25 protein-coding genes are annotated in these 21556 nt (G+C 60.4%); all 25 read left to right on the top strand.

All coding sequences use genetic code 11. The annotated features are described in order from the left end of the window. Positions 1-260 (top strand): hypothetical protein (locus B7X90_RS05045; protein ID WP_292622316.1); only part of this gene is annotated, 260 nt, incomplete at its 5' end. After that, positions 257-1021 (top strand): metallophosphoesterase, encoded by a 765-nt coding sequence (locus B7X90_RS05040; RefSeq protein WP_292622314.1) that lies wholly within the window; start codon positions 257-259, stop codon positions 1019-1021. The genes B7X90_RS05045 and B7X90_RS05040, both read left to right, overlap by 4 nt. 55 nt (positions 1022-1076) lie before the next feature. Further along, positions 1077-1562: a hypothetical protein gene (locus B7X90_RS05035; RefSeq protein WP_292622313.1), complete on the top strand. Its 486-nt coding sequence runs from the start codon at positions 1077-1079 to the stop codon at positions 1560-1562. Positions 1563-1612: 50 nt separating this feature from the next. Next, the gene (locus B7X90_RS05030) at positions 1613-1990 is read left to right on the top strand and encodes a DoxX family protein (RefSeq protein WP_292622312.1); all 378 of its coding nucleotides are present in this window, start codon (positions 1613-1615) and stop codon (positions 1988-1990) included. Between the two features lie 35 nt (positions 1991-2025). Continuing rightward, positions 2026-2394: a hypothetical protein gene (locus B7X90_RS05025; RefSeq protein ID WP_292622311.1), complete on the top strand. Its 369-nt coding sequence runs from the start codon at positions 2026-2028 to the stop codon at positions 2392-2394. 75 nt (positions 2395-2469) lie between these two features. Then, positions 2470-2832 (top strand): hypothetical protein, encoded by a 363-nt coding sequence (locus B7X90_RS05020; RefSeq protein WP_292622310.1) that lies wholly within the window; start codon positions 2470-2472, stop codon positions 2830-2832. A gap of 468 nt (positions 2833-3300) precedes the next feature. Continuing rightward, the gene (locus B7X90_RS05015; protein ID WP_292622309.1) at positions 3301-3882 is read left to right on the top strand and encodes a TerD family protein; all 582 of its coding nucleotides are present in this window, start codon (positions 3301-3303) and stop codon (positions 3880-3882) included. A 48-nt stretch (positions 3883-3930) separates the two neighbouring features. After that, positions 3931-5163 (top strand): TerD family protein, encoded by a 1233-nt coding sequence (locus tag B7X90_RS05010; protein ID WP_292622308.1) that lies wholly within the window; start codon positions 3931-3933, stop codon positions 5161-5163. Between the two features lie 51 nt (positions 5164-5214). Next, positions 5215-6315, top strand: a complete 1101-nt coding sequence (locus tag B7X90_RS05005; protein ID WP_292622307.1) for a DUF475 domain-containing protein — start codon at positions 5215-5217, stop codon at positions 6313-6315. A gap of 122 nt (positions 6316-6437) precedes the next feature. Then, on the top strand, positions 6438-7016 hold the full coding sequence (locus B7X90_RS05000) for a TerD family protein (protein WP_292622306.1): 579 nt from the start codon (positions 6438-6440) through the stop codon (positions 7014-7016). A 128-nt stretch (positions 7017-7144) separates the two neighbouring features. Beyond that, on the top strand, positions 7145-7720 hold the full coding sequence (locus tag B7X90_RS04995; protein ID WP_292622305.1) for a TerD family protein: 576 nt from the start codon (positions 7145-7147) through the stop codon (positions 7718-7720). An 85-nt stretch (positions 7721-7805) separates the two neighbouring features. Next, positions 7806-9068 carry a VWA domain-containing protein gene (locus B7X90_RS04990; protein WP_292622317.1) on the top strand — a complete coding sequence of 421 codons (1263 nt, stop codon included), beginning with the start codon at positions 7806-7808 and terminating at the stop codon, positions 9066-9068. Positions 9069-9102: 34 nt separating this feature from the next. Then, on the top strand, positions 9103-10110 hold the full coding sequence (locus tag B7X90_RS04985; protein ID WP_292622304.1) for an ATP-grasp domain-containing protein: 1008 nt from the start codon (positions 9103-9105) through the stop codon (positions 10108-10110). Further along, the gene (locus B7X90_RS04980; protein ID WP_292622303.1) at positions 10107-11231 is read left to right on the top strand and encodes a serine protease; all 1125 of its coding nucleotides are present in this window, start codon (positions 10107-10109) and stop codon (positions 11229-11231) included. Before B7X90_RS04985 ends, B7X90_RS04980 begins: the two co-directional genes overlap by 4 nt. A 12-nt stretch (positions 11232-11243) precedes the next feature. Further along, the gene (locus B7X90_RS04975; protein ID WP_292622302.1) at positions 11244-12314 is read left to right on the top strand and encodes a DUF4236 domain-containing protein; all 1071 of its coding nucleotides are present in this window, start codon (positions 11244-11246) and stop codon (positions 12312-12314) included. Between the two features lie 86 nt (positions 12315-12400). Further along, a complete protein-coding gene (locus B7X90_RS04970) occupies positions 12401-13558 on the top strand; it encodes a phosphoribosyltransferase domain-containing protein (protein WP_292622301.1) in 1158 nt (385 codons plus the stop codon). A gap of 10 nt (positions 13559-13568) precedes the next feature. Further along, entirely contained in the window at positions 13569-13841 is a 273-nt protein-coding gene (locus B7X90_RS04965) for a hypothetical protein (protein WP_292622300.1), read from the top strand. A gap of 91 nt (positions 13842-13932) precedes the next feature. Continuing rightward, positions 13933-14664 carry a sucrose-6-phosphate hydrolase gene (locus B7X90_RS04960; protein ID WP_292622299.1) on the top strand — a complete coding sequence of 244 codons (732 nt, stop codon included), beginning with the start codon at positions 13933-13935 and terminating at the stop codon, positions 14662-14664. Beyond that, positions 14664-15761, top strand: coding sequence for a cysteine protease StiP family protein (locus B7X90_RS04955; protein ID WP_292622298.1), 1098 nt, complete (start codon positions 14664-14666; stop codon positions 15759-15761). Before B7X90_RS04960 ends, B7X90_RS04955 begins: the two co-directional genes overlap by 1 nt. Next, positions 15758-16660, top strand: coding sequence for an HpcH/HpaI aldolase/citrate lyase family protein (locus tag B7X90_RS04950; RefSeq protein WP_292622297.1), 903 nt, complete (start codon positions 15758-15760; stop codon positions 16658-16660). Before B7X90_RS04955 ends, B7X90_RS04950 begins: the two co-directional genes overlap by 4 nt. An 81-nt stretch (positions 16661-16741) precedes the next feature. Further along, positions 16742-17908 (top strand): toxic anion resistance protein, encoded by a 1167-nt coding sequence (locus tag B7X90_RS04945; RefSeq protein WP_292622296.1) that lies wholly within the window; start codon positions 16742-16744, stop codon positions 17906-17908. Positions 17909-18079: 171 nt separating this feature from the next. Further along, complete coding sequence (locus B7X90_RS04940) at positions 18080-18562, top strand: hypothetical protein (protein WP_292622295.1); 483 nt, start codon at positions 18080-18082, stop codon at positions 18560-18562. A 113-nt stretch (positions 18563-18675) separates the two neighbouring features. Further along, positions 18676-19911, top strand: a complete 1236-nt coding sequence (locus tag B7X90_RS04935; protein ID WP_292622294.1) for a transposase — start codon at positions 18676-18678, stop codon at positions 19909-19911. A 172-nt stretch (positions 19912-20083) separates the two neighbouring features. After that, positions 20084-21025, top strand: a complete 942-nt coding sequence (locus B7X90_RS04930) for a hypothetical protein (RefSeq protein WP_292622293.1) — start codon at positions 20084-20086, stop codon at positions 21023-21025. A gap of 19 nt (positions 21026-21044) precedes the next feature. Further along, a complete protein-coding gene (locus B7X90_RS04925; RefSeq protein WP_292622292.1) occupies positions 21045-21497 on the top strand; it encodes a hypothetical protein in 453 nt (150 codons plus the stop codon). Positions 21498-21556: the final 59 nt, after the last annotated feature.

The following is a 21556-nucleotide window of genomic DNA, read 5'->3' as shown; positions in this document are numbered from 1 at the left end:
ACAGCATCGCTGCATTCAAGGACGGGCGGTTCCATGGTGAATTCCCGACAGTCTGCCTAACCACACCTCGCGACAAATGTCCGACGGGAAGGTCTGTACGGCTATTCGGGCGGCATGGGCCCAGCGGGCAAATTGCCAACTGTCAGCAGCGCGGCGACAGATGGATTGTCGTCGCCTATTACAACGCGAACGATGTCCTGAAGGAACTGTCGAGTGAGTTGGGCATCGATATGTCGGCGCCGCAGCCGCCTGCCGCGTGAGCTTTCAGATGTTCACTCCACATCTGAAACTCGACCTTAGCGCGCATCGCCGCGTGCTCGCCGTGACCGACGTTCATGGCGAGCACGAGAAGCTCGTCGAGGCCCTCGAGGGGATCGGCTTTGAAGAGCGCCTTGATGCACTCATCATCAACGGCGATCTTGTCGACCGCGGGCCAGCCAGTGAAGCTGTTGTGCAATGGCTGGAACGACCCGGTATCTACCGCTGCGTCGGCAATCACGACATACTGGCGCAATGCTACCTCGATGGAGACTTATCAGCAGATCTTATCGCGGAACATGGCGGCGGCTGGTTTCTGACACTTGCGCCTGAACGCCAAACTGAGCTTGCCCGCCAGCTCTCGCGCGGTCCCTTGGCGCTGACTGTCACGACGCCGGCAGGGCGCAATGTCGGATTTGCGCATGCAGATTGCTGGCGCGACTGGCGCAAACACATTGCTGCGCTCAAGGATCCCACAGCTGCACTGCACATTGAGGCGAAGCGTCTCAACCTTTGGTCGCGCAACACGATCACGGATCTTCTGGAAGCAGCCCACAAGGCAAAGGGCAAGCCTGTAGCCTACACCTGCCAGGTTAGCGGGATAGATCACGTATTCCACGGTCATTCGACAGTAACGCGGCCGTTTGCTCACAACAATCGGACCTGGTTCGATACTGCAGCCTGTTATCCCGGGGGATACCTGACGGTACTCGATGTCGATGCCTGGCTCGATCGTATCGATGAGCATCGCCCATTCCAGTGAAGCTTGGTGTGGGGATTTGGCACAATATTGCAAATCACTACATGGCGAGACGAAAATGGCCGAAACATACTGCTACCTGATGATGCGCACGGACATGCCCAGCCTTGGCCGTGGCAAGGCCTTGGCTCATGCTCATCATGCAGGAAGCCACCTCACCTGGACGCTTGCGGTAGAGCCACTCCTGCGCGGCGAGACAGTCCCACAGCATGTGATGGAATGGCACGCGAGCGGCGCCGGCTTCGGTGTCTGTGCAGCCATCGGCGGAAACGACCAGATGCCGCTGGCAACGCTGCACGCAGTTGTCGCTGCAGCCGCAGAATTGGGGCAGCATTCCGGGATCGTATATGACCCGACATACCCTCATCTTGTGGATGAGGAGACGTTTGGCCTGCTCGATCCTTCGCGCTTTACGATGGAGGCCAAGCGGGTCGCAGGCGGCTACGTGACCTTCCGGCGGGAAGCCACTGCTGCCTGGGTGCTGGGTGACAAGGAAAAGCTTTCGGTCCTGCTGCGACGGTTCGACCTCGTTCCCAACGATTGAACCTGCGATGAGCGCATGACATGTTCGCTGCAACAGCCTAGTATGTCCGTATGACCGAACGCTATATCAAAGAGTCCCTTGGGGCTCTGCGCATCATGTCCGCCGCACTCTTCATCTGCCACGGAACGTCCAAGCTCTTTGCCTGGCCGGTCCGCCACGCGGCTGGGAAAATAGAAGTCAGCAGCCTGCTGGGCATTGCCGGGGCTATCGAGGTTGTTGGCGGGCTGATGTTGCTGGTCGGTCTTCTTGCCCGCCCTGTAGCGCTCATCCTCGCCGGCGAGATGGCGTTTGCCTATTTCATGGCGCACGCCGTCCATGGTTTCTGGCCGATAGCAAACGGTGGCGAAACTGCGCTGCTGTTCTGCTTTGCCTTCCTGACCCTGGCAGCGAATGGCCCGGGCGCATGGTCCATCGACAGCAAGGCCTGACGCACCAGCCCTCCCCTCTCTTCAAGGCTAAACTCATGTTTGCATCCGAAATCCTTTGCTGCCCTGTTGCCATCAGCCTCGATCCGACGGTTGCTCCACAACCTTCGGTTCACGAGATCGTCAAGGCTCACTTTACCCGCCAGTTTGGAGACGCAGGCGCGGTTCTGGCCAAAGCCTATCTCGACCGCGTTGCGGGCGCGATTGATGCCCGCGCCCAAGCATCTGAGGCACGGAAGCATCCCAATCCGGGTGGCGAAGCCGAAGCTGCGGCTGACACTCCAGCTTCAGTTGCGCAAGCCGTTGAAGCATCAGCAAATCCTTCCACCGATGCAGCAGCTTTAACCAGGCGGCAGGAAGTTGCGGTGGAGATGCTGAAGTTTCTTCGTGACAACACGGAAAGGTAAACCTTAAGCCTCAAGGAAATTGAGAGCCTTCTGCAAGCATGGAAGGCCAGCGCCCAATTCCGCGATCGTTTTGAAGTGCTCTCCCTCACCGATGCAGAGGGTGGCTTTGCCGACCATCACGAGTCCCGTTCGCATATCCGTGCAGTGTTGCGATCTCTGGCTCGTAGGCACGTCGTGTTCGCGCTGGGTGGTCACTATGGGCTGACCAGGCAATCATCCGAAGCACAAGCTGAGAAGGCGGCAACGAGCGAGCCTCGGCCGGCAGAAGCCGTCGAGGCACTCCCCAGCGCATTCGATGCCGTGATAGCGATGCTCTCCGGCCTTGCTATCGGCAAGGGCCGGAACCGTCGTGAACAGGAACGCGAAGACCTCTTCACGGAGGACTTCATACCCAACGTGATCTCGACCCTGGTTGCCTCGCGCTTGAACAAGGCGTGATCGGGAAAACGCACGTTTCCATTTTATGTCCGTTTCGGTTGCTAGCGCACATCCGCAATGTGCGCTGCATCACATTCCTCGACCTTGGATCCATGCAACTCTGTCAAAGAGTTTGCTGCGGCCATGGGCTTGAAAGTCTGTCACAATTCTGAGACTTTGGCCGCAGAATAACAGGTGAGGGGTCCGGCCGATCAGACATTACCGCATGTCCATAAGTGCAAACCATTGCAATGGAAGGGCTGCCCTGTCCGCTGTTCTGCCTAGAATGGCATACCCACCCACCAGATTGTTGATTTAACGTTTAATTTTTGAGGCGACCCCTCGAAAAATTCTTTGTGAAGAACTTCGCAAGGTGAGGAGAAAGAAGGAAATCGTTTAGATCTGCATCTCTATTCATCGCAGGCTTCGACGAGATTCTCGGCTATCGCTTTTCACTGATCTTCGATTTTTCGACCAAAAAGGATGACTATGTCCATCTCACTGACCAAGAACCAGAGCGTCAGCCTCGCCAAGCAGGCGCCCAATGGCCTTTCCAGCATCACCCTTGGCGTGGGCTGGGATGTCGCCAAGCCCAAGGGCTTCCTCGGCAAGGTCTTCGGCGGCAGCGACAGCATCGATCTGGACGCCTCGGCACTTCTCCTCGATGCTGGCAAGAACGAGATCGACACGATCTGGTTCGGCCAGCTGCAGAGCCACGATGGCTCGGTGCGCCACAGCGGCGACAACCTGACCGGTGAAGGCGATGGCGATGATGAATCGATCGCCGTCAATCTCGACCGCCTGCCGCGCCAGGTCGAGCACGTCGTGCTCACCGTGAACAGCTTCCGTGGTCAGACCTTCGACAAGGTCGAGAATGCCTATGGCCGCGTCGTCGACAACGGCGGCCGCGAGCTGGCCCGCTTCCCGATCTCGGACAGCGGGCCGCACACCGGCCTTATCCTCGCTTGCCTCAGCCGCAACGGTGGCGACTGGTCGTTCAAGGCCATCGGCCATCGCACCAACGGCAAGACCGTGAAGAACCTCGTAGGCGACGCCCAGCGCGTCATCTGATCGGCGTATCTTGAAGCCGGACCTTTCCGAAGGTCCGGCTTCTTCAATGTGAAACAGGGGAACTCCATGCAGCTACAACGCGGCGAAAAACGCGGGCTGTCTGATCTTGGCATCGGCACAGCGTGCGCGGTCAAGATCGACTTCGGCCTCGATGGCATCGACATCGCGGCCTTTGGTCTCAACGCCGACAAGAAGATCGGCGATGATCGCTACGTCGTGTTGTTCAGCAATCTGAACAGTCCGGAAGGGGCCATCAGGCTCAATGCCTACTCAGACAGCGCGACCTTCAACCTCGAGCTAGATCGTCTACCGGCAAGCATTGATCGCATCGTGCTAACTGCCACGCATGACAGCCAGCCGGTAGCGAACTCGCGCCCGCTGATCGTCAGCATCGACGGCGGCAAGGCCGTCTTCGACGTCGCCCAGTACCTCTCGGGCGAGAAGGCCGTCATGCTCGTCGAATTCTACCGCCATTCGAGCGGCTGGCGCCTCGGCACCGTCGGCGCCGGCTTCAACGGTGGCCTGGCTGCGCTTGTGACGCACTTTGGTGGCGAGGTTGGCGACACCAACCCTCCCCCTGCACCTGTTGCTCCTCCCGTCATTCCGGCACCACCGGCTCCCCCGCGGCCTACTCCTGCACCACCGCCTCCTCCGCCGCCGCCAAGCGCGCCGCCGGTTTCGCTGCGCAAGATCTCGCTCGAGAAGTCGAACTCCACCGTCAGCCTCAAGAAGCAGGGCTCGACCTTCGGTGAGATTGTCCTCAATCTCAACTGGAACCAGGATACCGGCAAGCGAGGTTTCTTCGGTGGCGGCCCCAAGAAGATCGACCTCGATCTTGGTGTGATCTTCGAGATGAAGGACGGCAGCGGGGGTATTGTCCAGGCACTGGGCAACACCTTTGGTTCCTTCCACAACTATCCATGGATCGAGCTTTCAGGTGACGATCGCACCGGTGCAGTCGCCGCTGGCGAGACGATTCGGATCAACGGCAAGTATTTCGACGAGTTCGAGCGCCTTGCTGTCTTCGCGCTGATCTATGACGGCGTGCCCAACTGGACGCAGACCGACGGCGTCGTCCGCATGAACATTCCCGGCCAACCGGAAATCGAAGTGCGTATGAATGAAGGGCGCAACGACAAGCGTCTCTGCGGCATCGCCACCATCGAGAACCGAAATGGTGAACTCAAGATGGAGCGGTACATGCAGTATTTCGACAGTCAGCAGCCGTTCGCTGAATCCCTCGGATATTATTTCAACTGGCGCTCGGCGACCAAGGATTAACGGGGGAATCGTCCGTGTTCCGGTACGCTTCTGAAAATAGGAAATAGCCTCATGCAAGCCTTCCGCGGCTCGATCGTCTTCACGATCGTTTGCCTCATCCTCGCAGGCGTTCTCGGATACACCGAGACCGGCCTTTTGGGCCCAGCCCTCTCGATGGTCTTCCTCGCCGGCGTGCTCGGCGTGATGGAGACCTCGCTCAGCCTCGACAATGCCGTCGTCAACGCCTCGATCCTCAAGGACATGGACGAGAAGTGGCAGCGCCGCTTCCTCACCTGGGGCATTCTCATCGCCGTCTTCGGCATGCGCATCGTCTTCCCGATCCTGATCGTCTCGTTCGCTGCCATGGTCACTCCGTGGGAAGCAACGCGCATCGCGATTACAGATCACAAGCTCTACGAAGAGATCGTCACCGGTGCCCACATCGGCATCTCGGGCTTCGGCGGCGCCTTCCTGATGCTCGTGGGCCTCAGCTTCTTCTTCGATGAAGATCGAGAGCACCATTGGATCGGCTTCATCGAGAAGCCGCTGGCTGCATTCGCCAAGATTCCGTTCGCTCCCTACCTTGCGACCGCAGCCATCATCGGTGGGCTCTCGTTCATGCTCGACGCAGCCGAACAGCGCACCTTCCTGATCGCGGGCTTCTCGGGTGTTGCTGTCTACTTCCTCGTGCAGAAGTTCGGCGACTTCATGGGCGGCGAGGAAGACGCGACCACCGGCAAGGTCGTTCGCTCGGGCGCTGCGTCCTTCGTCTACCTCGAATTCCTCGATGCCTCGTTCTCGTTCGACGGCGTGATCGGTGCCTTTGCCATCACCAACGACATCCTGCTCATCGCTCTTGGCCTCGGCATCGGCGCCATGTTCGTCCGCTCGATGACCGTCGCGCTGGTGAAGGGTGGCCACCTCAGCGAGTTCCGCTTCCTTGAGCCGGGCGCATTCTACGCCATCGTCGCGCTGGCCGTGATCATGCTGATCAGCATTCGCGTCCATACGCCCGAAGTCGTCACCGGCCTTGTGGGCGCGCTGATCATCGGCCTCTCGCTGTGGGCCTCGATCCGTCACAAGAAGCTCTTCCCGCACGAATACGAGGAAGAGGGCGAAGCTGACGCCATCCTGCCGACCGGCGAGGTCGTTCCGGGCGTTCGCACCACCTGAAGCGGAGCGGCGGCAGAGCCTGTTCTGCCGCCATCCCATCATCTGAATTCGCAGGCGTTCTCGGCGGGAGCGCCGGCGGCAACCATCAACCGCCACTGCCAAACATGGAAAGGATAAATCCCATGGCAATCTCACTCTCGAAGGGCGGCAACGTCTCGCTGTCCAAGGAAGATCCGGGCCTCGACGAGATCATGGTCGGTCTCGGCTGGGACGCTCGCTCGACCGACGGCCAGGACTTCGACCTCGACGCATCGGCCTTCCTGCTGAACGCTGGCGGCAAGGTTCGCAATGACAAGGATTTCTGCTTCTATGGTGAGCTGAGCGTTGCCGGCGGCGCCGTCGCCCATCAGGGCGACAATCGCACTGGTGCCGGTGACGGTGATGACGAGCAGATCAGAATTACCCTGTCGAAGCTGCCGACCGATATCGACAAGGTCGCGATCGTCGTGACCATCCACGAAGGCGAGCAGCGCCGCCAGTCGTTTGGCCAGGTCCAGAATGCCTACATCCGTCTGGTCAACGAGAAGACCGGCAAGGAGATCGTCCGCTACGACCTTTCCGAAGACGCGTCGGTCGAAACCGCGATGATCCTCGGTGAAGTCTATCGCCATGGTTCGGAATTCAAGTTCCGCGCTGTCGGTCAGGGCTACAAGGGCGGTCTTGGCCCCCTTGCGATCAATTACGGTGTCAATATCGGCTGATTTTTGACCCCATAAGTTGGCGATGATGCCCCGCATAGGTTGTCGATGGGACAGCCATGCGGGGCACTAGCTTGTAAACCTGCGGAGGCCTGCATTGGCCCCACGCCACACATAAGGATACCTGATCAATGGCAGTCTCGCTTGTCAAAGGCGGTAACGTCAATCTCAGCAAGGAAGCGCCCGGCATTTCCTCGGTCACCGTCGGCCTGGGCTGGGACGCCCGCAAGACCGATGGGCAGGCCTTCGACCTCGATGCCTCTGCCTTTGTTCTCGGCCAGGACGAGAAGGCCCTGTCGGACACGCACTTCGTGTTCTACAACAACAAGGCTTCGCCAGAAGGTGCCGTATCTCATGGTGGCGACAACCTCACTGGTGTTGGCGACGGTGATGACGAAACCATTAAAATTGATTTCGCCAAACTGCCCGACACCGTGAAGAAGGTCGTGATCGCCGTGACGATCCACGACGGCCAGGTCCGCGGCCAGAACTTCGGCATGGTCTCGAACGCATACGCGCGCGTGATCAACGATGCCGATGGCAAGGAACTTGCCCGCTTCGACCTCAGCGAAGACAGCAGCACCAATGCTGCCATGGTCTTCGTCGAGCTCTACCGCGCGAACGGCGACGTAAAGGTCAAGGCGATTGGCGAGGGTTGGGCATCTGGCCTCGCAGGCCTTGCCGGCGCCATGGGCGTCAACGTCTAAACCGCTTTTTGCCTAGTGGGTCGGCACCGCAGCAGCGGTCGCCGGCCCATGTTTTTTTGTTCTCAGGAGCATCCCAGTGTCCACAATGTCACCCGGCGAAAAGCGTGCCGTCGCAGATCTCACCTCCAGCCGTCAGATCGACGTCACCGTTCGCCATGCTCCTGACGACATCGATATCGTTGCCTTTGGCCTCAATACCGAACGCAAGATCGCCGATGATCGCTACACCATCCTTTTCAGCAACGAGCGCAGCCCCGAAGGCGCAATCTCCTACCGGCGCGCCGCCGGCGCAACCGTCATCTCGGTCGACCTCGACCGCGTGCCAGCTTCGGTCGATCGCATCTCGCTCGTTGCCAGCCATGACACCATGGCACTCAAGCAAGCGCGCGAACTTAGCGTCGATTTTGCAGGCGTTGCCACGATCACGCCTCTCGCCACCTTGAGCGATGAGAAGGCCGTGATGCTGCTCGACCTCTATCGTCACAACGGCGCATGGCGCTTGGGCGTGGTCGTTCAGGGCTTCACAGGTGGCCTCGCCAATCTGATCCGTCACCTGGGTGGCGAGGTCGCAGAAGCCCCTGCAGCAGCTCCGTCCGCCGCTGCGCCGCCGCCTGTCTCGTTGAGCAAGGTCGACTTGCGCAAGCAGAAGGTCGGAGTCTCCCTCAAGAAGCTCGGCATCGAGCACGAAAAGGCCGAGGTCCTCTTCGTGATTGACGCGACTGGCTCGATGAGCCGGCTCTACAGCAGCGGAACCGTGCAGGAGACCGTGGAGCGCATTGTGCCGGTCAGCCTGCGCCTCGACGACGACGGCATCATGCCGACCTGGTTCTATGCCTCGGGCTGTGCGCGTACCGAAGACCTCACTGCGAAGAACTACGAGGGCTACATTCCCCGGACTCTTCCGGGGCCGATGAAGGCCGTCAGCGGCGTGCAGAAGCACTCCTGTGCATCGATCGACCGCCGCGGTGAGGTCACCATCGGCGGCGTGAACAACGAGATCGTCATTCTCAACGCGCTCCTCGACGATGAGCCGGCAAAGCGCACCACGCCGCTCCTGGTCATTTTCCTGACCGACGGTGGCTTTGCGCCGAGCAAGGATATCGCCCGCATCATCACCAATGCCGCGCACCGTCCGATCTTCTGGCAGTTCGTCGGCATCGGCAACAACAACTTCGGCATGCTGCGCAACCTCGATACGCTGCCCGGCCGCGTCGTCGATAACGCGGGCTTTTTCGCTGTCACCGATCTTGCCAAGATCAGCGACGAGGAACTCTACGACCGCCTTCTCTCCGAATTCCCGGCCTGGCTCAAAGCCGCGCGCGCCAAGGGCATCCTCCCGGCACGCTGAGCGCAGCCTTTCTCATTCTCGTTCAGGATACCCAATGCGCATCTGGTTCAATCGCGGCTTTTCCCTTGCTCCTATCGCCAAGGCCATGATGGCGGCCGACCCCACACTGGAGGTCGTTATCAGCGTGGGCGAGAACATGCCCGTCTATGCAGGCGCGCAGGAGACCTGGGCCGAGCCCACACTCGATGACGAGGCCTACGTCGCATGGGTGCGTAAGCAGATCGAGGAGAACGAGATCGATCTGCTCATCCCGACGCGGCGGCGCAAACTCCTCGCCAGCGCCGAGTTGCCCTGCGCGGTCCACTTTCCGGCCGACATCGACACCCTCGAACTCCTCGAGGACAAGTTTGCCTTCGCCAACGCCATTGCTGGCGAGGACTTCCACCTCAAGACGGTCAATATCGGCAGTGCAGCCGATCTCGAAGCAACCCTGCCGCTATTTGCTACGCTGCTCGACGATGCATCGCCTTGCGTAAAGCCGCGCAACGGCGTCAACGGCCACGGCTTCTGGCGCCTGACGAACAAGTCGCCCCTCTCGCACGTCATCAATCCAGATGCGCGTGCGATGCACCAGGACCTGTTCCTTGCCGCGCTGCGAGCCGAGGAAGCCGTCCGTCCACTCGCCCCGTTCGTGCTCATGGAGTACTTGCCGGGACCCGAGGTGTCGTTCGACGTATTGTGCGACCATGGCATAATCCTGAAGTATGTCGCCCGAACCAAGGAGGCCGCATACCAACGCTTGCAGACCTATCACCCTCTCGAAGCTCAGGCCCGCAATCTGGTCGCACGCTTCGGCCTGCATGGCGTGATCAATGTCCAGTTCCGCAAGGCCAAGGATGGCAGCTGGAAGGCGCTTGAGATCAATGCGCGTCCGGCGGGTGGCTCGGTTTACGGCGAGGAATTCGGCACCGGCCTGCTCGCGGACTGGGGCGGCCTGCTGAGCGGCCGCCTGACGCCAGACACAATCTCGCGGCCGGACCTCGACTTCAAGATCAAGACCACTTCCTCCATCACGAAGATGTCGGAGATGCCCACGCCATGAGCGAACTCCAGCCAGGTCAGCGTTTCCCCCTGCCACAAGGACAGGCGATCACGATCCGCTTCGATGGTCGCGATGCTGACCGGCTGGCTGTGGCGGCGATCACGCCACAGGGGCACACCGTCGCCTTCGACCAGGTTGGTCACGGACAATGGGTCCTTCAGTCGCTCAATGGATTGGGGGGACAAGCCGACCTCATTGCCTACGTCACCGACGACACCCAAGGCGGCTTCACCAATTCCGCCTATCCGGCAAGCATGCAGATCGGCTCGGATCACTACGTGCTTCCGACGCCTGGCGAGCAACTTGCTGCAGTGATCATCGGGGAGATCTACACCCGCGATGGAACATTGCGGATGAAGGTTTCAAGTGAAGGCTACACCTTCGGCATCGATGCCTATGTCCGCGCGCGCAACTTCTCTTCGATCGCCATTCCGCATCGCGGCCGCCGCAGCGCCGGTCGTGACGCGCCACCTGCGCCAGATCATCGCGACAGCAGGCCATCGGGCAGTACTCTTGGTACGGGCAGCGGCGTGATCATCGGGGCGAACCTGATCGTGACCAATGCCCACGTCATCGAGGATGGCAGCAGCTTCCTGCTTAGTCGGACCCGGCAGTATGTCACGGCGCTGGCCATAGATGAGTTCCACGACCTCGCGCTCCTGCAAGGCCCCGTTCAAGGTCAGCCCCTCCCGCTTCGTCTGACCTCGCCGCTTTGGCTTGGCGAGAGCGTCATGGCTTCAGGCTTCCCGCTGATGGATCTCCTGGGCGGTGATCTCAAGGTTACGACCGGCAACGTTTCGGGTCTCACCGGCGGCATGGGCGATGTCTCGCGCTTCCAGTTCACCGCGCCGATCGGCTCGGGCTCTTCAGGCGGTGCAATCGTTGACGATGCCGGCAATGTTGTTGGCATCACTTCGGCATCGCTTGCCCATCGCAACTTGCGCGAGCGTGGCAGCATCTCGGAGAACGTCAACTTCGGGATCAAGGCCAGCCTCGTTTACGAGCTGGTCGCTGCTGCCGGCATGCACCTGCCCAACCACCCGCCATTGCATGACACCAATCGCCGTGAAGTCGTCAACCGGCTGCGCGATTCCGTCGTCAGCATCACCGTACTTTCATAGGCAGGACCGATCATGGGTTTCCGATTCCAGAAGCGCATCACCCTCTTCCCCGGCCTGCGCTTAAACCTGTCCAAGTCGGGTGTCTCGATGAGCGCGGGTCCGCGCGGTGCCTCGGTGACCGTCGGCAAGAATGGCATCTATGGCAATGTCGGCATCCCCGGCAGTGGCCTCAGCTGGCGTGAGCGCCTCGACAAGCCCAGCGGGCTTTCGCGATCGCGCAACGACGAATACCGTGAGCAAGCCCCCAGCTTGCCGCCCATGCCAGCGTCGGCACAGGCAAGGCTGGTTGGCAATGGTATCGAGCTTGTCGATGGCGGCGGCGATCCCATCCATCCGGCGCATCTCGCAAACGTGAAGTCGCAGATGAAGGACCTTATTCGCGGTCTCCTCGAAGACAATGCCACAGCTCGCAATGACGCGCTCGATGCCTTGCGCCGGCTCCATCACGACATCCCTCGCTCGGTTGCACCTGCACAGGCAAGCAATGCCGGTAAGCCACAGTCCCACCACTTCCCATCGCACAGCGAATACATGGAAGCGCTGATGAAGTGGCGGGCTGACCAAGCCAATTCAGGCCCTGACGATGCAGCCATCGCCGATGCGGTCCTGCAAGCTCTGGGTGCCTTGGACTGGCCGGCCGAGACGAATATTGCGCTCGACGTGGCCAATGGACGTCTGCTTCTCGATGTCGATCTTCCCGAGATCGAGGAGATGCCGGCAACGCGCTGGAGCGCGTTGATCTCCAAGATGGAACTCGTCGAAAAGCCCATGAGCCAGAAGGACTTGGCTTGCCTCTATCTTGACCACGTCTGCTCTGCTATTGCCCGTCTTATCGGACATAGCTTCGCAGCTTCCAGCGCGGTCCATACGGTTGCGCTGTCAGCATACACCCAGAGAACTGGTTCAACAGGACGTCTTTCGGACGAGTATGTTGCCACTGTCTCGGTGACGCGCGATGCCTGGGGGACGGTGGACGTATCGCAAATCCATGCGATAGATCCGCATAACCTGTTGCGCCACCTTGGTGCCAACATCGACACCAACGCGCGGGGAATGTTGCTCGTGCAGAAGCCTCTCACCTGAGGCTCTGCCTGCAGCGGACGTGACGCCGGAACATATGAAGCTGCAGTCGCCGTGGGTGAACCCATGGCATGGAAAGATGAAATTCAGTGATTGACGCAACGATCAGCACCAAGCCCCGGCACAAGCAAGTTGTGCTGCCAACCGGCACCCTCAATCTGACCATCGAACATGGTCCGGATATCGACGAGCTCTGCGCCTTTGCCGCGCGCGCCAATCCCAAGCGCGGCTTTCTGATCGTTTCCAAGGTGCTGGGCCGGCACATCCCGGCGCGGCCAGCGGCCATGCGCGCGGCTATGGATGCGCTGGCCGCTTCGATCAGCGCCGAAGTGCCGCAGCCGGTCGTATTCCTCGGTATGGCCGAGACAGCCACAGCCCTGGGCCAAGGCGTCTTTGCGGCTTATCAGGCTCGTAACCCGGATGTTGCCTGTCTCTACCTGCAGACATCCCGGCAGAAGGTTGCTGGCCTGACGCCAATCGCGACCTTCGAGGAAGGCCATAGCCACGCGACCTCGCATCTTGTGCAGGTCGAAGATCCAGCCATGCTCGATTTCATCGCCAAGGCACGCACGCTCATCGTTGTCGACGACGAATGTAGCACCGGCAATACCTTCATTTCTGCCGCCGAGGGCATGCTTGGGCTTATGCCCAACATCGAGCAAGTCGATACCTGCTGCATCACCGACTGGAGCGGCGGCAAGTATCTCGCCGGGATGCCTCGGCCGGCACACGCCCACTCGGTCCTGTCAGGTAGCATGACCTGGGAGCCCAACCCTGATGCTGTCGCCCCGCAGCTGGCTGCAGGCTCGAATGGCGCTGGCAATGCCCCCGAAACCGGCATGCGCAGCCGCTGCGGCCTGTGGCAGCCTGAGGCGGCCATTCGCCCTCCTGTCGAATGCCAGCCGGGCTATCGCGTCCTCGTGCTCGGCGACGGGGAGCATTCCTACGAAGCTCTGCGCATTGCGGAAGAAGTGGAGGCCCAGGGCGGCATCGCTGCGGTGCAGAGCATCACGCGGACCCCGGCCATTGTCGGGCACGCCATGCGCACCCGTTCGGAGTTCAAGGACGCGTACGGCTCGACAGCCCCTACCTTCCTCTACAACATGCTCGAGCATGATCCCTACCGTGTGATCATTGCAGCCGAGATCGAAGCGGGACAGGTTCATGACGCACACGCCGCCCTCGCCAAGCTTGGTGCATCGTTGCAGGTTGAGCTGACGCTCTGCCGCTATTCTCGCGCTGCCTGAAGTGTCCGTCATGACAGCTGCAAACGACAGCTACGAGCGCTCTCCGGCACAGCGCTTTCAGGGACGACGCATCTCGTCGATCAACGAGAAGCATCGCCCTCTGAGCCGCCAGCGCGCCAGAGAGATCGTGACCCTTGCCGAGCAGGATCGCGATGCCTTTGGCTGGCCACGCTATTCCCGTTACATCTCCAGCGACGAGCAGCTGGCGATCCGGGAGTATTGGCGGGAACATGCACCAGGCTGCTGGTCGCAGAACGACGTACTGCGCCAGTGTGCAAAGTGATCGACACACATGTTCGATCGGCAATCGGAGACAGGATTGGTGAACCTCTTCGTGTTTCCGTGATCAAAAGAAATGAAGGCCTGACAACGCAATGCTGATCCTGACAGACCTTGACGACACCCTCTTCCAGACGGCGCGTAAGTGTCCGCCGCAGGCCAAGGGGCTCGAGACCATGAGCTACCTTGCCGATGGCAAGGAAAGTGGCTTTGCCACGCGCCGCCAACAACGCCTGCTTGACTGGCTTGAGCAGGGCAAGGTCGTTCCCGTGACCGCCCGCAGCCGTGATGTCCTTGCCCGCGTCAATATCGGACAGAGCCCTGCCATCTGCTCGAACGGCGGCTGCATCGTTGCTGCCCACGGTGATGTCGATGCCGACTGGCATGCGCTCCTGCATGAGCACTCGCGCCGCGGTGTCGCGCCTGCCGATGTCTATGCCCATATCAGTCCTGTCGTGTCAGGGGATGAGTATCGCCACTGGCTTGTCCAGGAAGGCGATCTCGACCTCTATCTGGTGGTCAAGAGCAACATCGATGAAGGCGACATCCTCGTGGACGTCGAACCCACCCTCAATGCGATGCTGCCTGAAGGCTGGCGAACGCATCGCAACGGCAACAACCTTGCGTTCCTGCCACCCTGGCTGAACAAGCGCGATGCTGCCCAGTACCTGATCGAAAACGCCCGCGCGAGCGACGACGATCTCCTCGTGATCGGCATCGGCGACAGCCATTCCGATGTCGGTTTCATGGACCTTTGCGATTACGCCATGACCCCGACCACTTCGCAGCTGTGGACCAAGATGAAGCTGGAGAACGTCTGGTGCTGATGTCCAACGATATTCACGCTGCGCCCTTCTCCGGGAGCTACGATCCGGGCGATGTCCAGATCCTGCTCAAGCCTGCAGCAATCGCGCCGATTTCTGTCGATCAGAAGGAAGCGCTCATCCAGTCGGGCAAGCGTCACTACTCCGAAATGCTCAGCGCCGAAAAGGTGCCCGATGCGCGCTACCTGAAGCTCTATCGCGAAGCGCTGGAACGCAACGCTTCCAACCTGCGGACCGATATCGAGCAGCTGGCCAGCGCCATTGCAGCCCGTCCTGAAACGTCGCGCGAATGTGTCGTCATCTCGCTTGCTCGTGCTGGCACGCCGATCGGCGTGTTGCTCAAGCGTGCGCTCGAGCGGATCGGCGTTATCGCCCATCACTACTCGATCTCGATCATCCGCGACCGCGGCATCGACGAGAATGCCTTACGCTTCATCAAGGCCCGCCATGGCGTCGAGACCTCGATCTTCGTCGACGGCTGGACTGGCAAGGGTGCGATCACCAGACAGCTTGTCGCCTCGCTCGAAGACAACGACCTCGGCTTCAAGCCTTTCCTTGCCGTCGTCGCTGATCCCGCTGGCTGTGCCGATCTTGCCGCCACCACCGAGGACTATGTCATCCCGAGCGGCCTCCTCAACGGCATCGTGTCCGGTCTCATCAGCCGTTCGGTGCTCAATGACGAGCTGGTCGGCCCGGATGACTTTCATGCCTGCAACTTCATGGAAGAGCACCGTGCGCATGACATGAGCGCCGCTTTCATCGCGGACATCGAGGCAGCGCCGGTGAATCCAAACCGTCCGGCTGGGCTTCACCAGCAGCATGTCACAGCAGCTCGGCAGAACTGCCAGGCTCTGCTCGCATCGATCATGGCCGACGATGGCATAGACGACGTCAACCGGATCAAGCCAGGCGTTGCCGAAGCCACCCGCGCCATCCTGCGCCGCGTGCCCGACAAGCTTTACCTCGCCGACCTCGATGATCCCGAGGTGCAGCACATGATCTTCCTCGCCCGCGCCGCCGGCGTACCCATCGTTCAACGCGACCTGTCGACCTATCGCGCCGTCGCCATCATCAAGAAGCTCGGAGGCGCACAGGAATGAACGCAATTGCTCTTGGCGCCACCCTGTACATTCCGGTGCTGCGCCCCAACCTCATCGAGATCTGCCTCGGGAGCAATCCCGAGTTGCGCTCGATCGTGGTCTGCCTCGAAGACTCGATCCGGGACGACGAGGTTGAAGCGGCGCAAGCACGCTTTGCCTCGTTCCTGCTGACCCTCAATACCATTTCGCCCGCCCTTGCGATCTACGTACGGCCGCGCGATGTGAGCATGCTTGCCTGGATGATGGGCTTGCCCGGCATCGAGGCTGTTGACGGATTCGTCCTGCCCAAGGTGGAATCGAGCAACATCGCGCACTGGTTGTCGATCATGGTCGGTACCAACCATGCCTTCATGCCAACGATCGAGGGCGCTGAAGCCTTCGATCGTGCAGCGCTCGAACAACTGTGCAAGCAGCTCCTGCCCTTCCGGGAGCGGGTTACCGCGATCCGCATCGGCGGAAACGACATCCTAAACATCCTTGGCGTGCGGCGCTCCAAGCACCGCACTGCCTATGATGGCCCGTTGGGCGCGGTGATCCGCGACATGGCTGCAACCTTTATCCCAGCCGGCTTTGCCGTCGCGGCGCCGGTCTTCGAGCACTACGCCTCGCTCGACCTGCTGCGCGAGGAAGTCGAGCAGGATATCGAGCATGGTCTGCTGACCAAGACCGCCATCCATCCATGCCAGATCAGCGTGATCCATGGCTGCTATCAGCCTACCGCCTGCGAGTTGCATGAAGCCCAGGCGATACTTGAGGCTGACGCCCGCGCCGTGTTCGGATCGCAGGGTAGCATGTGCGAGCCTGCAACGCATCGCCGGTGGGCTGGCAACGTGATTGCCCGGGCACAGACTTTCGGTGTCGATGAAAGTGATGTCGTCTCGGCGATCCGGGTCGCCTGACAATCTCGAGCGCGGTGCCAGTGACAGATTGCATGCAGTGCGCCCGCGTCTTACCTTCCCCCATTCTGCCAAAGGCTTGCTATGTCTGAGCTAACCCTGACCGCTCCCGATCCCGTCGCCGCCATTCCAGCCGAGCAGGCGGCCGGTCTCGTTCCCGTTTCCAATGAAGTCCGCTCGCAGCTCCATGGCAAGGTTGACGCCTACGTTGCCGACCTCCTCAAGCACGACACCCAGAGCCCGGAATTTGGCAAGGTATCTGGCCAGATCTCCAGCATCGGCCAGAAGGAAATCGTGGCGCTGTCGAGCGCATCGAACCGTTTCCTCGACAAGCCGACCAAGGCCATGGGTGATGAAGGCGGCGTGGGCAAAGCCTTGCTCGACCTGCGCACCGTCATCGATGGACTGGACCCCGGCCGCCAGGGAGATCTCCTGAAGCCCCGCAAGCTCCTGGGCTTCATTCCTTTCGGCAGCAAGATCAGGGCGTACTTCGACCGCTACGCCTCGGCCCAGACCCATATCCAGGCCATCATCACCAGCCTCGTGAGGGGCAAGGACGAGCTGCTCCAGGACAACATCGCGATCGAGACTGAGCGCGGGAAGATCTGGGAGCTGATGGGCAAGCTCGAGCAAATGATCGTGATCACCAAGACGCTCGATGCCAAGCTTGAAGAGAAGACGGCAGAGCTCGACAGCTACGACCCGGCCAAGGCCCGTGCCCTGCGCGAGAACGCGCTGTTCTATGTTCGTCAGCGTCAGACCGATCTGCTCACCCAGATGGCCGTCTCAGTACAGGGCTACCTTGCGCTCGACCTGATCAAGAAGAACAACGTCGAGCTGATCAAGGGTGTGGACCGCGCCACCACCACGACCATTGCCGCCCTGCGGACTGCGGTCACCGTGGCTCAGGCTCTCAACAATCAGCGGCTGGTGTTGAACCAGATCACGGCCCTCAATACGACGACCGCCAACATGATCGAATCCACCGGCAATCTGCTCCGTACCCAGACGGCTGCGATCCATGAACAGGCCTCATCGGCCACGATCCAGGTCGAGGTGCTGCAGCGTGCCTTCCAGAACATCTACGCGACCATGGACGCAGTCGACACCTTTAAGCTGAAGGCCCTGGATTCGATGAAGACCACCATCAACACCCTCTCGGCCGAAACCGAGAAGGCACAAGGATACATCGCGCGGGCGCAAGGCAGCAGCCAGTCGACCGGCGGCGATTTCCTCCTGACGGCGAACTGAGCGATGTTCTGGACCATCCTGTGCATCCTGCTCGTTCTTTCGGCAGTGCGGGTGGTCTGGATTCGTCGCTTCCGCGGACCGCCACGCGCCGATTTTGTTCTGGCGCCAGATCAGGTAATACGAGGCCGAAACCGGTCTGATGATGGACGAAGAAATGGGGGCAGAAGCGAAATGAGCAGCAACAGCTTCATCGCCCGCATTGGCAAGGCCTTGCGCGGCGAGACACCGCAAGTCCTGCCACCTGTGCCGGCGGCACCAGCCATCCCGCCTGTCCAAGTTGACTACGAGGACAGCCGCATCCCGGCGAGTGCCAAGGACAGGATTCGCCGGATCCAGGCGTGCCTCCATGAGGTCGAGGCTGCTCTTGCGCGCGAAGATATGCCAGGCTTCTCGCGGATCGACATCGATCAGATGCGCGATCAGCATCTGCCCAAGCTGGTGAAGAGCTACATCGATATTCCGGAGGCGCACCGGTCTGAGATCTTTCGCAAGACCGGCAAGTCGGCAAGCTTCATTCTCAACGACAGCCTTGAACAAATGCAGGCCAAGATCGACACCATCCTGCGCAACCTCGCGCAGAAGGACATCGATGCCTTCACGAACAACATCAAGTTCGTGGACGAGCGCTACGCCGACCAGAACCCTTTCGACTGATAGCTGAACGTTTCTTGGGGGAATGCCGTGATTGCGGTTACCCCTGAAGAGTGTGGGTTCTCGGGAATAAGAGGTTGATGGTCCTTGGGACTCATCGAAAGTAAGAAACCGTGTTGGTTACCTATCGCTACAAGCTGAAGCCGACGCGGGCCCAATACGCCCGCCTGGCAAAGCTGTGCGAGGGTCAAAGGCAACTTTACAATGCCGCTCTGCAGGAGCGCATTGAAAGTTACAAAGTCGCTAAGAGAAATGCCTCACTTAAGGGGCGCGACAAGCCGATCGCCTCTCGTATGGAGAACGGCAAACTCATCCCTGGGGATTTCACAACGCTCCGCGGCGCGCCGATCAGCTATATGGATCAGTGCAAATCGCTGACGGAGATCCGCCATGCCGATATTCCTGATGTTGGAGACGTGCCCCCTAACATGGGACGTTGGACACTGAAGGGCGTCGACGCTGCCTTCAGTGGTCTGTTTCAGCGTATGAAGGCGGGCAAGGCGGCTGGATTCCCCCGCTACCGTGCCAAGTCTCGCTGGCGCTCGTTTGGTTTTGCCGAATTCTCCGGAATCACACTGAAAGCGGACAAACTTCGCTTCAAAGGCATCGACGGCGCACTTCGCATAAACCTCCACCGACCGATCCCGGACGGTGCGAAGATCAAGTCTGCGCAATTCACGCGCTACGATCGTGCGTGGTACGTCACGCTGGTCATTGATACTCCGGTGACCGAGTGGCACCCCAACACGGGATCTTCGATTGGTATTGACGTCGGCGTCGAAAACCTCGCCACGCTGAGCAACGGCGAAGTCTTCGCCAATGCCCGGCCGAGATCGCAGCGCGAACGTCAGCTTCGCATTGCTCAGCGTGCTTTGGCGCGCTGCAAGCGAACCTCACACCGCCGCCAGCAGGTGCGGCGTAAGCTCGCTCGGATTCATCAGCGGATCGGAAATGCTCGCACCACACACCTGCACCAGGTGAGCGCCAACATCGTCCGGCGCTTTGAGGTCATCGCTGTCGAGGACCTCCAGCTGAAGAACCTCAGCCGGTCCGCCAAGGGAACCTTGGCAGAACCGGGCACGAACGTGGCCGCCAAAAGCGGCCTCAACCGGTCGCTGCTCGATGCAGCGCCGGGACGCTTGGTCTCCATGCTACGCTACAAGGCTGAAAGAGCCGGTGGCGAGCTCCGCATGGTTGACCCGTGCAACACGAGCCAGGATTGCAGCTTCTGTGGCACCAAGGTGCCCAAGAAGCTCACCGCACGGCAGCATAACTGCTCGTGCGGGGCAAACCTGCACCGTGACCACAATGCGGCCAGGAACATCCTGGCAAGGGCCGTTCAGGGCCCTTGAGACGCTAACGTGATCCGGCAGACGGCCCTTCGGGGCCGAGCTGCACAGCCGCAAGGCTGAGGATGAGCGTTGTCTCGAAATCGCGCTGCGGCAAGTCACTGCCCAAGCGTAACCAAATGGGTTTGCGCGGTTGAAGCATCAACCCGTTATTCCCTAGAACCGGAGTGTGAAAATGGCCGCTGCGATCAACCTTGTCCGCACCGCCGATGGCGACCTTGCCGCGCGCGTCGAGCATCTCGTCTTCGCCCTGATGCCCATGCGAGACGGCAGTCTGCGTACCCAGAGCGCTTATAGCCCCAAGGATCCATCTGAGCTGAAGCGCTCGGACTTTTTCGCAAGTGGCCTCAATGCCGCGAACGAGAACGACTTCCTCGCTGACGTTGAGGGCTATGCCCTGCATCTACAGCAACAGCGCGCGCTTGGCCGACAGACGCTCTCCCAATCCGATCTTCGCATGTGGACCTCGCCTTGGGGTCGGCCCGATCACGGCAGCAAGTATGCGATCGGTATCGCAAGCGTCAGCACGCCTGGACACGGCGGCTTTATCGTCATGCATCACCAGAACGAGCTCATCGACGCAAGGTGGCGCACCAAGGCCGATGGCTATGCCGGTCCCATCGAGGACATTCTCGATCCTGAATGGCGTTCGCGCCCTGCCGATCTTCAAAACGTGGCCTTTTACGAAGAAGACCAGCAATGGGCGATCGTTGCCGTATCATTCCCTGAGCTCTTTACCGATTACGAGAAGGCTTGCGCGCGTCGCACGCTGATGGACGCCTATCCCGACGAATGGGAGGCAATCTTCGGAGAAGCCGTACCGGTCGAACTCTCTTCCGTGCTCCGCCTCAGGGCATTCCATGCAACCAACAAGGGCCGCTGGATTGTCACCAGTGCGATCCATTCCAAGGACGAGCCCGGCTTCACTTTCGTGACCGCATATCGCAATGGACGCGATCGTCGTGGCCGAACCCACGGCACAGCCCGGCACTTCCTCCTGCCATCCACCGAATACATCCAGCGTCAGCGTGACAGCGGAGTAGGCCATGCCGTCATCGATGAGAGAAGCGATCGTCAGGTAGACGCGAGCGGCCACCCCCTGAGCGTCGCTGCCTGAGCAAGCAAAGGACTCGACAATGGATCTCGCGCATTTTGACATGTCAGGCGACACGCCTGAACAGCTCAAGACTCTGCTCGGCATTGTGTTTGGCTCGCACCGAAAGGCTGTCGCCTACGCGGTTCGAGATGCTCAACCAGGCGAACGCTGGCCAGCCTCGTATCTTCAGGACCCTCGCAACGCGAACCTGCTGGAATGGTATCGCAAGCCCAAGCCCGCGCGAATGGTCTTCTACTGGAGCGAGTTCGACACCGTAAAGGACCGGGTGGCACTGCCCTTCAAACTGGACGCGTCGGGCACAGCCGACTTTGCAAGTCGCTGGCTTGGCGAGGTCGAGTACCCAGACGAGCCTGATCATGATGGTGACAACGTCAAGGGATGGCGTGCCTATTGCGAAGGCTGGGGGCATGTGGACGATGAACATTCAGCATTCCTTGCCATCGCACCTCGCTGGTCAATGTGCGGCAAATAGCCGGAACGTCCGATCGTCTTCAACATGACCAATTCAGAGCCGCTGCGACCTCCGCAGCG

This window comes from Novosphingobium sp. 17-62-19 (assembly GCF_002256775.1).
Lineage (GTDB): Bacteria > Pseudomonadota > Alphaproteobacteria > Sphingomonadales > Sphingomonadaceae > Novosphingobium.
The sequence above is the reverse complement of the archived record's forward strand: the minus strand, read 5'-3'. Positions and strand labels throughout refer to the sequence as shown.